Raw genomic sequence first — 13,096 nt, forward strand, 5'->3', positions numbered from 1 at the left:
ATAAAATAGTAATTGTTCTATCTAAACTGTTCTCCTTTTTTTACTAATCGTTTTGCATATAGTAACGATTTATTAAACTGTATACATTTATATGGTAATTTTAATAATCTTAAAATGATTCCTTTTTTTTCTCTTTTAAAAAGGTATATAAAAAAATGCTTCCAACGCCATTCTTTAATTTGCGATGGCGTAAAATGTTTCAAAAATTTATATGTCACTGTTGGGCTAGGTACCGGACGAATATACTTTACTGGTTTATCTAATTCCCAAGGTTGAACTTTACGGTTTTTACCTAGTATTTTTGACTGATTCCCCCAAAATCGATACCCTCCCATTGGTGGTTTTAAATGCAAATTAGGCGAAAACGGATTGTGTAATACTACTTCGCCTAACATTAATATTCTTAAACCAAAATCTGCATCCTCTCCGTAGCCTCCATCAAAATTCACATCATTGCCTATTAACTTTTCTACAACAGTTCTTTTAACACATGAATTGGCATTACTAAACATGTGTGAGACTCCAACTTTCCATCTATCAGCCTTTAACGTTGAAAGTTTTTGTTTTAAATCGGTAATATTTTGATTTGTGTTATCTGCCATAATATCTAAGCCATTACAAGCACTGGCGTTGTAAGTTTGCAGTATCTTTATATGATTCTCAACAAAATCTGGCAATATCCTCACATCATCATCAGCAAAAATAATATAATCGCCAGTACACATATTTATAGCTTCATTTCTGGCACGACAACTGCCTTTAGTCGTTTGCCATTTTACTTTAACTTCAAACTTAAAGTTTTCTGGGTTGTAATATTTTGCGTCTCGCTCCTCCTCTGGAGTTGCATCAACAATAATGGCTTCCTTAATAAGATACGTTTGTGCGTTATGGTCTTTTAACAGCAACTCTGTATATTCTTGACGCTTCATTGTTGGAATAACCAAACTGACTGTTGGATTACCTTCTATTGTATTTAAATCCCTGTAATCAAGAATTGTATTTTTCTTTTTTAAAACTTTTCTAGAAGCACTTTTTAAAGCTTTATATTCAGATAAAAAACCAAACACCTTCCTAAACAACATATAATAACTATGATGCATTTTGAAATTTTTAAAAAAAAACAAATACCTGTCTTCTTTTGAAATTGACACATCAATTGACGCCTTTGGAAATAAACCTTTTACATAAAGTGGGGTACCTCCTGAGTTTCTTATCAAATTAAATCCAAAATCTAATCCACTAACAACAACTTCTGAATATTGATAATCAAAGCCACCTAACACTTCCCAAACAGATGCTCTAACTACGAAATTATGCGCATTCAACCTCCAGTTAACACAGGTGTCTACACCTTCAAAATCATTAATAAACCACCAATACACAGCAGATTGATACACCAATTCTTGAAAACAGTTTTCAAAGCCTTGATCTAAACCACTATGCCATAAATCGCCAGCACCTTTGGAGAGCTCTTCCAACATTTCAAAATCTGGGTCTCCGTTATAAAACAAAACTTCACCACTATGCGTGGTATATGTATGGAGTTTAATCATTTTTGGGAAGTAGTGATTTATATAGGTCTATATTTTTTTTAAGAACAACAGATGTCGAAAAATTAGAAATAACATGTGCCCTTCCATTGTTTCCGAAGCGTTTATTCTTTTCTTCGTCCATTAGAAGTGATACAATTTTATTTGAAAACAGTTCATGATTTCTGGGGTTTACCAAATATCCTGTTTTTCCATCTTCCATAAGCTCTGTTGCCCAACCAATGTTCGAAGCCACCAAAGCTTTTTCCATAGCTAAAGTTTCAAGCCATGTCATTGGGAAAGCTTCTGCAAAACTTGGTAAAACCACAACTTGAGCCTTCGCTATATGATTTTTTATGTCTTTATAAGGCACTTCTTGTATATGCGTCACTTTAGATTTAGCTTTTTCAGTTAGAAGTTCGAAAAACAAATCGAGTGTTGATTTATTTTCAAAAGCATCCTTAACATCTTTTCCTATTAGAAGTAAACTTGTATCTTCATATACTTCCACAACTTTATTAAATATACTTGCTAACTCTAACACGCCCTTTTTCCTAATAATAGTACCAAAATATAATACCTGTCCTGTCTTAATTTTCGTGTCAATAGGTTTGAATATTTCAGTATTAATTCCATTATAGATAGTTTTAATATCACATTTTAAATGAAACAATTCCTTCGTTAAGTTTCCGGTAAATGTACTTACAGATACTATTCTATCTGCTTGTTTTAAAGCTATTTTTTCAAAAAAATAATTTTTTCGTTTTTGATGTTGCCCTTCAAGGTTACAAAAATAAGTATCGCTACCGTGTAAACGAATAATTAACGGTATAGAAAATGACATTAATGCAGTAATTCCTGTCCAATCAGGCGCTTCAACAACCTCTATTTTGGAGGTTTGAATTTCTTGTTGAATTTTTTTCTGTATGTACTTGCGCTCTAAATACCAACCAAAAAACCTATACCCTTTACGTGAGATTGAAATAACTTTTATACCATCATCATAAAATATTTTTTCTTCGTTTTGAAAAACCACAAAAACAGTAATACTATGCCCTGTATGCACCAAAACAGATGCCATATTTTTAATGCTTGACCCTAAACCTGCAGAAGGCTTCAAATTATTATGTGGATATTCTGGGGTTATGAAGGCTATGTTCAACTTTAATTGATTTTAAAAGTATAAAAATCCTTAATCAGTATTTTGGTAAATTCGCGAGCACCATCTATATTTAAATGTCCACAATTAAAAAAATACTCTTCTTTATAATCAAAAACTGAGCTATAATTAAATATGTTAGTTAAGCGAGATTTTAAAACACCAAATCTATTCCTGTTCTCCATTTCCATACAATAAGGAGCTATAAAAAATTTAAGGTTAACTCTTTTTTCTTTCATCAAACTAATTAAAGACTGAATTTCTTCATTTTTATCATTATAAATAGTAGGTAACTGACCTGATTTAGTTAAGCCAACACCTACTTTAGGATTAAACCCTACTTCAAGATTTATTTTTGGTTTCTTGCCTAAAAATGCTAATAAGCTCTCTCTAAAACCTACTACTTTGTCATATTTCATATACCTATAAAAAGGAATACTGCTATAATAAAAGTTTTGCTTATCCTTTTTTAATTCTTTTTTTATATCAGTATTTTTAATAAACGGAATTAAACTAGCTTTAAAATTATTTGATAGTCCTTTACTATTATAGTTATAATCAACTTGTAAAAAAACATCATCAAAAGTAACACCATTGGAATCTGCTAAAGTTAGCAAAATAAGCATATCTCCTATTGACCCACCAGATAAACCAAAGTTTACACAAGATTTTCCTGTTAATTGTTCGACCAACGCGCAATCAATATGATTTTCAGTCCTAGAGGATCCCAAAAAAACAATATCGTAATGTACATTTTTTGTTTGAAGTATTTTTTGAATTTTGTTTCTTGGAATACCATTTTTAAAAACATAGGAATACAAAGTGTCTAACCCATACATAAGGATTATAAGGATCCCAATAACTTTAGATATGTATATTAAAAACTGTTTCATTAAAATTGAAAATAAATAAATTCTAGATGATTGGAATACACTCCCAATGTTAAAATCATTATAATAACACCAACGATTTTCAGCCATTTTACTCGACCTAAAAAAGGATGCTCAACATGTTTGTGGAACCATTCAAAGAGTATAAATATACCTATTAACACTAATATTTCTATACTATACCTTTCAATACTTAAATATTCAATATTGAAATTTAAGTTAGACACTAATCGCTTAATATAATGACATGCCACTGTACTGTTATCTGCTCTAAAAAACACCCACGCCAATGTAACTAATGTAAAAGTTATTAGCATATCCATAAATTCCCTAAAAGAAGGTATAACTCCATTTTCTGAAACTTGATTTATGTTTTTCCTGTTCTTTTTCCCAATTAATAAAGGAATAAAAAACAAGGCATGCAATGCACCCCAAATAATAAACGTCCAATTTGCTCCATGCCAAAAACCGCTAACTAAAAATATAATAAAAACATTTCTAATTTGTTTATTTTTAGTTGTTCTAGAGCCTCCTAATGGGATGTATAAATAATCTCTAAACCAAGTTGAGAGCGATATATGCCATCTTCTCCAAAACTCTGCCACATCTCTAGAAAAATATGGGTAATTGAAATTTTGCATTAATTCAAATCCAAAAAGTCTTGCTGTCCCAATAGCTATATCGCTATAACCAGAAAAATCACCGTAAATTTGAAAAGCAAAATATACAGCACCCATAAGAAGAGTTAATGTATTTACTTCTTGATAATTGTCAAAAATGGCATTTACATAAGTTGCACAGCTATCGGCGATTACTATTTTTTTAAATAGTCCCCAAATAATTAAATGTATTCCCGATTTGGCTCTTTCTAAATTAAAGATTCTTTTTACTGAAAATTGAGGTAATAAATTTGTAGCTCTTTCTATTGGCCCCGCTACTAGTTGAGGAAAGAAAGCCACAAAAGTCGCGAAATTTATAAAATTCTTAGTTGGTGTCAATTTTTTACGGTAGACATCTATAGTATAACTTAAGGTTTGAAACGTGTAAAACGAAATACCAACAGGAAGCACAATTTGCATAGTTGACACATGCATTTTAACTCCTGACATTGCCCAAGCATCTATCCAACTTTCAACGAAAAAATTGTAATATTTAAAAAAGCCCAACATGCCTAAATTGAAAATTAAGCTTAAAGCTAATAAGTAGTTCCGCTTTTTTTTAACCGTTTCGCTTTGTAGTTTTAAACCAACAACATAATCAATCCCCGTACTTAATGCAATAAGTATCAAAAAGCGATAATCCCACCAGCCATAAAAAAAATAGCTAGCAACCAATAAAAGGATATTTTGAACCTTAAGGTTTCGTTTCAATAAAAACCAATACAAAAAAAACACAGTAGGCAGAAATAATAAAAAAGCAATTGAGTTGAAAAACATAGATAACGTCGTTTATAATTGCTTATTTTTTAATGAAATCAACTTATGCATATCATTCAATATACGCTCTGATGCAAGTGAATGCGGATATTGATTAATTGCATTAAACCACTCTTGTGAAGCTTTTACCGTTTTATTAGAATCTTTTAGAAGGTTTTCTATATCCTTTGAAATGTCATCAGGATGTTTTAACCAACATACAACATCCTTTGATGGTTTAGATCGAAAGTGTACAAAATCATAAACATATACCCCTTTTTGTGGCTTCGCTTCATCATTAAAATAATTGTAATTCATAAAGGCACAGGGTTTGCCATAAGCGGCATAATCAAAAACCATTGAAGACCCTAAATTCACCACACATTCAGTATGTTCAACGATATTAGTTTGAAGTTTATAATCTGCTTTTGTTGGCATTATACTATTCCAAGCGCCACCTTTTTTTTCCCAAATAGGTTCAATAGAAACAATAATATCTTTATATTTTTCTAACACACCATCATACCTGTTTGAAAAATCGACAGGGCACCTTCTAAAAATTATACCCACATTGTGTGACTTATTATTAAGTACTTCCACAGCCTTAGCCAAATCTCTTAAATACAACTCGTCTTTTGGAGACGTTGTTATATCATCCCCACTAAAACAAATATATTTTTTATTCAAATCTAAACCATGTGTTTTAAAGAACTTGACTTTTGATTCTTTAAGAGACGCATCAAAATGATTTTCAAATTGAGGTGTTCCCGTTACTTTTATTTGTTTTGGTTCAATATATTTTTGATAATGAAGCAATTCCTTTTTCATGTGTTCGCTCCAAACACAATAATAATCGGCTGTAACAACAGTAGTTGCTTTTGGAATATTGTCCCAAGAATAAATAAAAGCAGCTGTTGTAATGTCTAAATCTTGAGCTGCCGTAAGCGGTGAAATAGCTGTAACGGCACGCTGGCTTGTAGAAAACACAAAATCTGGTTTTTCCTTTTCTAAACTCAACTTACATTGTTTGTAATATTCGGTTTTTCGTTCTAAAACAATCATTTTAGAACGCAATTGCTTAATGCCTTCTTCTGAATTGAATATACCAACAATCAACTTAACAAATAAGCTTTTTATAGTTGACTTTAAATTTTTATAAGACAACGGGAACTTATATTTCTGATAAATTAAATCCTTATCACGTTTTGTAAAAAGGTTAAGTTCAATACGTATTAATGCCGTTTTTATTAAATCGGTTAAAGCACTTGGTTTAGGTTTATTAATTTCAACCTCTCTAACATTTATATCTTGCAAGCTAAAAGGCGTACTATTCCAAAATACTAAATCTATATTTTTTTCTTTGGCCAAATATAGAAATGAAGTATAAGCAAAGTTCCGAATACTCACTCCATCTGATACCAAAACAAAAACCTTTTTACTCATTCTGCTTACTATAATTTTAATTTCTAAAATTTAGAATTCATTTTACCCTAAATTATTTTCCTTTAGTAAAAGACTCGCGTTTATCCATTGCCATATATGAAAACTACTATCTTGATCACCGTCAAAATAAACTTTCAATTCATCATCCAATAGTTCATTATCAAACCAATTTAGCGTCTTTAAATTATTTGTTTCAGACTGCACCCAATCTTTTAAATCATTTGCCAACCACTCACGTTGTGGTGTTTGCAATGCTCTTTTTGGTGCGTACCTTATAGCATCTGGCAAGTATTCTGAGGCCAAAACTCGTAATAAATATTTTTGTTTTCCTTTATTAATTTTATATTCCAAAGGTTGCGCAAAAGCAAATTCTACTAACCTATAATCTAAAAAAGGTTCTCTCAATTCGGTACTTGCAGCCATGGAAAGCCTATCATTAAACCGTAAGGCTCTCGGGATTTTAGTATAGAACAAATCTCGATATTGCATATTCTTAATAGCATCATCAAAAGGTTTTGGGTACTCAATTTTCTCTGACAAATTTAAAAATTTAGGATTCAAAATTTTTGGTCTAAACGGGGATTTATTTACACCTTGAATAACACTAGCTGTCCTTTTTACGTAATAATCATAACCTGCCCATTGCTCATCCATTCCTTGTCCATCCAATAAAACAACTACGCCATTTTTTTGAGCTTTTTTAAAAATTTCAGCATAAGCAATAGTTGGTACCCCGCCAAAAGGTTCATCTTGAAACTGACACATTTCATTACTCAAATTTACTATGTCCTGAGCTTTCAAAAGAACCTTATGCAACGGATTATTTGTGTTATCTAACAACGCTTCGACCCAAGGCAGTTCGTCATATTTGGAATTATCGGTATAAAACGTATATGCATTTATATGCTTTCCTTCTTCATTTTTATTAACCAATGCCAATAAAGTTGAGCTATCTACGCCTCCACTTACGTTGAATCCTAAAGGAACATCTGCTCGAAACCTCAACTTAATACTATCTTCTAATAAATCTCTATAGGTTGTTTTTGCTTCTTCAAATGAAAGCTTTGTTTGATGCTTCTTAACTTCTTCTTCAAAAACATACCATCTTTCTATATTTAATTTACCTTTTTTATAAGTTAATACATGTCCTCCAGGAAGCTGTAAAACACCCTCCCAAAATGACTCATCTGGCATGCCATAACTTCCAAAAGCAAAATAATTGGCCCAAACTTTATTATTTGTTTTCTTTGGAATACCAGCTGAAAACAACGTTTTAATTTCTGAAGCAAAGTAAAACGACTCATCTTTTAATGCGTAATAAAATGGCTTCACACCAAAACGGTCTCTTGCTGCAAATACTTCTTCTTTAAAAGTATCCCAAATTAAAAACGAGAACATCCCGTTCAATCTTGACAGACATTGATTGCCCCATTTTATGTAGGATGCCAATAATACTTCGGTGTCAGAATCAGTATAAAAATCATAGTTATTTTGTAACTCATCTTTCAACTCAATATAGTTATATATTTCACCGTTAAAAATGAGAATATATCTTTTATCATTAGAAAAAAAAGGTTGATTAGCACTAGATTTAAGGTCTATTATGGATAATCTATTATGGCCTAAAGCTACATTGTTATTCAAAAATTTTCCAGTAAAATCAGGACCTCTATGATGCTGAACTGAAAGCATTTTACCTAAACTATCTTCTGTAGCTTTGTTACCAATAATCCCAGCAATTCCGCACATTATAATTTCTGTTTTTGTGCCATAGTAACCGCTTTTTCCCAATCTTCCATGGTATCAATATTAACATTGAAATTGGGTGGCGATTCGATATACCCCAAGGAATTGCCATAGAGTGAATTTTGATTTAAAAGGACGTTGGTTTTTGTTAAATAAATAATACCGTCTCTATGATACGCCACAGGTAAATCTTGACGTCGGCCTATGATTTTTTCTTCACCTGTTGAAAGTTCTAAACAATCGTTATCGTTTACTTTGAATGTCCAATGTGGATTATATTCATCCGGCACTTTTTTAACAGAAACTAACGCATCGGCTTTGCTTTCAATAAATCTTTCAATAGCATTGTCTATAAATTCCGTTGTTTTAAAAGGGCTTGTAACCTGTAATAAACAAACCGCATCAAAATGAATACCTTGGTTTTTATAAAAATGTAATGCATGTTGAATAACGGGTAATGTTGGTGAACTATCTTGCGCTAAATCTGAAGGCCTTTTAAACGGAACTTCTAAATTCAGTTGCTTTGCCACATTAATAATAGCATCATCATCTGAACTTAAAATTAATTTAGAAAGGTGTTTTGATGCTTTGGCAACATCCACAGTATATTGCAAAAGCGGCTTGCCAGCTAAAAGTTTTATATTTTTTCCTGGTACCGTTTTGGAGCCTCCTCGTGCAGGTATAATGCCTAAAATATTCATTAATAAGAAATCGTTTTATGAAAACGTAGTTTAACATCAGCTAGAATATTAGCTATTTTTTCTCCTGAATTTCCTTCTCCATAAATAGCGCTTTGCTTTATAACTTTTGCTTTTTCAAATCTATTATTAATCCCATTTTTTATAGCTTCGCTGCTATATGATACATCAATTACATTTTCGCCTCTAGCTCTGCCATGTTGCCTTGTGCCTATATTCACTACTGGAACGCCTAAAAAAGCACACTCCCTGATACCAACACTAGAGTTACCTATTAGGCATTTACTATTTACTAATAATCTTAAAAAATCTTCAGGAATCATATTCTTAAAAAAGTGGATATTCTCTGGTTGGTATATTTCACGATATGACCGTATTCCATTTGATGTTCCATCGGCACCAGCATCTACATTAGGCCAAAACCAAAAGGTTGGAATCCCTAATTCATGTATTACTTTCAAAGATGTTGTAACATGCAATCTAGCTTCATCATACTCTGTAGTTACAGGGTGTTGCATAACTACCAGATAACCATTTTTCCAATCTATATGCTTTCCTACACCACCATATTTTTGAATAGGATTAAAATTTAATTCAGGAGATTCTCTAACCACATTTGCTATATCTATTGATGGGCAGCCTGTATTGAATACATAATCAGCATCTTCGCCCATTTTAAGTAAACGTGCTTTTGCATCATTAGAAGCTACCAAATGAATATCGGCCAATTTGGTATTGGCATGTCTAACTTTTTCGTCGATATTGCCCGTAACTTCTCCGCCTTGAATATGTATTAATGGTATATTTTGATATGCCGCTGCAATAGAAGTTGCTATAGTTTCAAAACGGTCTGCAATTGTAACTACCGCATCTGGTTTTAAATTATAGAAAACGGTTGCCAACTCCATAACGCCCAAACCAGTGGTTTTAGCCATAGACGTTTTGTTTTCTCCCTCTAACACCATAAATACTTTGGCGTCTATTTTAAATCCATCTTGCTCTATATAATCAACAGCATTACCGTAACGATCCAACAATGCAGAACCTGCAATAACCAATTGCAATTCTAAACTTGGGTGTTTTTTAATTGCTGTTAAAGCGGTTTTTATTCTACTATATGATGGTCTTGCAGTAACTACAACACAGATTTTTCGTTTAGTCATTATGCGATGTCTTCATTATTTAAAAATTCCCATTGTGTCATATTTCGTTGAAGTCTAGTTCCAATTACACTTCTAAATTCTGAAGCTTTAACACCTTTATTTGCAGGTTTTTTTGCTTCTAAATCTTCAAATCTAATAATATGTCCTTTATTTAGATTTTTGTTTACAGCCAATGATTTTTCAAAAATTAGTTTTAATTCTGAAAACTTGCTTGTATCGTTTTTATTGATAGATGATTGAAGTGCAATATCTATATTCCTAACAGCTTTCACCAGTGTTTCAACCTCTTGAATGGTTAATGAAGATGTGGTGTCTGGTCCAAAAACCTGTCTGTTTAAAACCGCATGAAATTCTAATATTTCAGCTCCTAAAACTTTAGCCGCAATACAGGTTTCTATTTTTGCTGAATGATCTGAAAAACCGATAGGGATATTATAACGCGATATTAATTCTGTTATTACATTCAACCCATATTCTTGTGGTTTTGTTGGATATGCCGTGGTACACTGTAAAACAGCTATTTCTATATGCTTCTCTTTTAAAAATTTTACCGCGGCATCAAGCTCATTAAAAGAACTCATTCCTGAAGATAAAATTACAGGCTTTTTAGTTTGAGATATGCGTTCTAAAAGTAAAAAATTAGTAACCTCACCAGAACCTATTTTGTAGCGTTTGACACCAACTTCTTCTAACAAGTCAACAGCTGCATTACTAAAAGGTGAACTCATAAACTCTAGTCCAGCATCATCACAATGCTGTTTTAATCCTTTCCATTCACTAAGCTTAAATTCCATACGCTTCCAATAATCGAAACGTGTTGCATCTTGGTCTGAAAATTTTACTCGAAAAGGCTCGTAAATACTACTTTCTGCATTTGCAATATGGGTTTGAAATTTAATAGCATCCACTCCTGTTTTAGCCAATGCATCAATATAATCATGAGCAATATCAATACTTCCATTGTGCGCTTGACCTATTTCAGCTATTATAAAACTCATTACCTGCAACTATTATTTTGGAACCATGGCAATTTAATAATTTATCTGAACCGAATAAAAGGAAAACGTTTTTAGTTATACATATTTTACTTATACCAATTTAACTAAAAATGAACAAGCTTGAATACGTTAATGTATAATTACATTGGCGTTACTTAAATGGGCAAACATCCATTAAGCCTTTTTTAAGATTATTAATTATATTTTTGTCCGGAAGCGCCTTATCCCTTTCGAATAATTTTTCAAAATTCTCATTATCGTTTAACAATTCGATACTAAGTGGAGTATATGGTTCTATGGATACTGATTTAAAATAATCTTTAAACTTTATATCGTCACCAAAAAGCTTATCAGAAAACTTAATCCACAAAGCTGGTATTTGATACGCATGAGAAACTATAATTCCATGTAAAGATGAGGACATGATGTATTTGCATTGTAATATTTCATTGGTTGTATGCTCAATATCATTAGTCATTAAATCAATAACTACAACATCTTTTATATGGCTAAAACTATTCTTAACAAACTCATAATCTACATAATGCGGAATAATTCCTAATTGATATTTTTTATCAAGTTTAGGATTGTAATAATCTGATAAAAGCAACGCAGGGTCTCCATATATTTCTGGCACATCATAACCTTGGCTCATTAAAACTCTTCTAGTCTCTGGGCCTCTAACCGCCAAAAATTTTGCCGGTTTTACTATTTGATTATCTTGAATAACACCACTACCCCAAACCACACATTTTTTATTGATATGCGCTAAAATACTGCCAGCAGTAACATAAATAGGCTGCCAAAAATCTAGGATACTAAACTTTTTAGGATGAGAAAAAAGTACTTTTTTATTCGAAATTTTTTCCACTAAATACCTACCTAAAACATCTCCATAATTTTCTTTAGGCTTTCCCATTAACAAAGGTTCACTCCACCAGAACAATCGTATTTTTTTTCGACTCCTCATTAGTTTCTTAAATCTATAGTAAATTCAACAGAATTTAAATATTTAGAAACTTTATATGAATAATTATAGTTTCTGTAATCGAAAAGTATTTTTTGCAATATCAAATCATTGACTTCCTTCATTGATAAATACGGTTGCGTTTGCTTATTCAGAGCTGTTTTAAGTTTGTATTTTGATGAATTGTAGAAAGCCGACTCCTTGACTATTACTTTAACAATATGGCTTTTAAAAAGTGGTAACTCATAATTTAAAACATGAATGACTTCTGCTTCAATATTATCAATCTCTATTATTTTTGAAGGTTTTTCAAGTATTTCGTAATCTGAATTGGAGTAGTACTTTCTAGTTTGAACTGCATCTAAGGCGAACTTTTGAGTTTCTTTATGTCTTAAAAAATGTCTTTGATTAATTCGCTGAATATTTGACAATCGTGGTATTGCCGATAAATTTTCTTTAGCCTTTTGTGGATACCTTTCGTGCCATTGATGAAGTAACATATTTGATTGGCATCGGTTCATTTTATAACCAGCAGCTACTAACCTGAAATTTAAATCTTCATCTTCTGATCCATAAAAATGAAAGAACTCATCTAAGCCTCCAACTTTTTCTAAAGCTTTCTTAGGGAATAAACCAACGCCAAAAGTATCGCCATAATGTTTGGGTTTTAACATATCAAAATCTGAGTTTTCAATAACATTGGAAGTCACACGTTCTGGTAAATAACCTATTCTGAATAACGAAAACTGATTTGGCTTTATTAATGATTCTATTACTTCTGAAAAATCTGGAGCAACTAACACATCTACATCTGCAATAAAAATGGTATCTGTTTTGGTTTTTGTAGTTCCGTAGTTGAGCGCTTTGCTTTTATTCCATAACAACCCGTTATGACCAATATGGTAGTAAGTTGCAAATTCAAAAACTTCAACAACTTTTTTTATGTTTTCAGAAAATTCAAGTGTGCTACCATAATCTACAAAAACCACTTCAAAATTTATATGTTTTTGCTTTTTTAATGATAATAAAGACAGTTCAACCCTATTCGGTTCCCTGTTTCTATACGCATATATTATGGTAAATTTCAT

11 protein-coding genes are annotated in these 13,096 nt (G+C 31.7%); all 11 read right to left on the bottom strand.

All coding sequences use genetic code 11. The features are described 5' to 3' along the window. Window positions 1-17: 17 nt before the first annotated feature. Window positions 18-1,553, bottom strand: a complete 1,536-nt coding sequence (locus ABD935_RS07580) for a glycosyltransferase family 2 protein (protein ID WP_345191175.1) — start codon at window positions 1,551-1,553, stop codon at window positions 18-20. Continuing rightward, window positions 1,546-2,691 (bottom strand): glycosyltransferase family 4 protein, encoded by a 1,146-nt coding sequence (locus tag ABD935_RS07585; RefSeq protein ID WP_345191176.1) that lies wholly within the window; start codon window positions 2,689-2,691, stop codon window positions 1,546-1,548. The genes ABD935_RS07580 and ABD935_RS07585 overlap by 8 nt, the downstream gene beginning before the upstream one ends. Window positions 2,692-2,693: 2 nt before the next feature. Then, window positions 2,694-3,581 (bottom strand): hypothetical protein, encoded by an 888-nt coding sequence (locus tag ABD935_RS07590; protein WP_345191178.1) that lies wholly within the window; start codon window positions 3,579-3,581, stop codon window positions 2,694-2,696. Further along, window positions 3,581-5,014 carry an MBOAT family O-acyltransferase gene (locus ABD935_RS07595; RefSeq protein ID WP_345191179.1) on the bottom strand — a complete coding sequence of 478 codons (1,434 nt, stop codon included), beginning with the start codon at window positions 5,012-5,014 and terminating at the stop codon, window positions 3,581-3,583. The genes ABD935_RS07590 and ABD935_RS07595 overlap by 1 nt, the downstream gene beginning before the upstream one ends. Before the next feature lie 12 nt (window positions 5,015-5,026). After that, window positions 5,027-6,436: a UDP-glycosyltransferase gene (locus tag ABD935_RS07600; protein ID WP_345191180.1), complete on the bottom strand. Its 1,410-nt coding sequence runs from the start codon at window positions 6,434-6,436 to the stop codon at window positions 5,027-5,029. Window positions 6,437-6,478: 42 nt separating this feature from the next. Further along, window positions 6,479-8,185, bottom strand: coding sequence for an asparagine synthase (glutamine-hydrolyzing) (asnB, locus tag ABD935_RS07605; RefSeq protein ID WP_345191182.1), 1,707 nt, complete (start codon window positions 8,183-8,185; stop codon window positions 6,479-6,481). Next, on the bottom strand, window positions 8,185-8,883 hold the full coding sequence (locus ABD935_RS07610; RefSeq protein ID WP_345191183.1) for an acylneuraminate cytidylyltransferase family protein: 699 nt from the start codon (window positions 8,881-8,883) through the stop codon (window positions 8,185-8,187). Before ABD935_RS07610 ends, asnB begins: the two co-directional genes overlap by 1 nt. Further along, window positions 8,883-10,043 carry a UDP-N-acetylglucosamine 2-epimerase gene (neuC, locus tag ABD935_RS07615; protein WP_345191185.1) on the bottom strand — a complete coding sequence of 387 codons (1,161 nt, stop codon included), beginning with the start codon at window positions 10,041-10,043 and terminating at the stop codon, window positions 8,883-8,885. Before neuC ends, ABD935_RS07610 begins: the two co-directional genes overlap by 1 nt. Beyond that, window positions 10,043-11,041, bottom strand: a complete 999-nt coding sequence (locus ABD935_RS07620) for an N-acetylneuraminate synthase family protein (RefSeq protein ID WP_345191186.1) — start codon at window positions 11,039-11,041, stop codon at window positions 10,043-10,045. Before ABD935_RS07620 ends, neuC begins: the two co-directional genes overlap by 1 nt. Window positions 11,042-11,192: 151 nt before the next feature. Continuing rightward, window positions 11,193-11,960 carry a polysaccharide pyruvyl transferase family protein gene (locus tag ABD935_RS07625; protein ID WP_345191188.1) on the bottom strand — a complete coding sequence of 256 codons (768 nt, stop codon included), beginning with the start codon at window positions 11,958-11,960 and terminating at the stop codon, window positions 11,193-11,195. A gap of 50 nt (window positions 11,961-12,010) precedes the next feature. After that, window positions 12,011-13,096 carry a glycosyltransferase family 2 protein gene (locus ABD935_RS07630; protein WP_345191189.1) on the bottom strand — a complete coding sequence of 362 codons (1,086 nt, stop codon included), beginning with the start codon at window positions 13,094-13,096 and terminating at the stop codon, window positions 12,011-12,013.

It is taken from the genome of Algibacter agarivorans, assembly GCF_039543245.1.
Lineage (GTDB): Bacteria > Bacteroidota > Bacteroidia > Flavobacteriales > Flavobacteriaceae > Algibacter_G > Algibacter_G agarivorans.

What these genes read in the sequence shown, in the direction of transcription:
- ABD935_RS07580 (WP_345191175.1), bottom strand. Translation starts at nt 1,553, where the DNA reads ATGATTAAACTCCATACATATACCACGCATAGTGGTGAAGTTTTGTTT.
- ABD935_RS07590 (WP_345191178.1), bottom strand. Translation starts at nt 3,581, where the DNA reads ATGAAACAGTTTTTAATATACATATCTAAAGTTATTGGGATCCTTATA.
- ABD935_RS07595 (WP_345191179.1), bottom strand. Translation starts at nt 5,014, where the DNA reads ATGTTTTTCAACTCAATTGCTTTTTTATTATTTCTGCCTACTGTGTTT.
- ABD935_RS07600 (WP_345191180.1), bottom strand. Translation starts at nt 6,436, where the DNA reads ATGAGTAAAAAGGTTTTTGTTTTGGTATCAGATGGAGTGAGTATTCGG.
- asnB (WP_345191182.1), bottom strand. Translation starts at nt 8,185, where the DNA reads ATGTGCGGAATTGCTGGGATTATTGGTAACAAAGCTACAGAAGATAGT.
- ABD935_RS07610 (WP_345191183.1), bottom strand. Translation starts at nt 8,883, where the DNA reads ATGAATATTTTAGGCATTATACCTGCACGAGGAGGCTCCAAAACGGTA.
- neuC (WP_345191185.1), bottom strand. Translation starts at nt 10,043, where the DNA reads ATGACTAAACGAAAAATCTGTGTTGTAGTTACTGCAAGACCATCATAT.
- ABD935_RS07620 (WP_345191186.1), bottom strand. Translation starts at nt 11,041, where the DNA reads ATGAGTTTTATAATAGCTGAAATAGGTCAAGCGCACAATGGAAGTATT.
- ABD935_RS07625 (WP_345191188.1), bottom strand. Translation starts at nt 11,960, where the DNA reads ATGGGAAAGCCTAAAGAAAATTATGGAGATGTTTTAGGTAGGTATTTA.
- ABD935_RS07630 (WP_345191189.1), bottom strand. Translation starts at nt 13,096, where the DNA reads ATGAAATTTACCATAATATATGCGTATAGAAACAGGGAACCGAATAGG.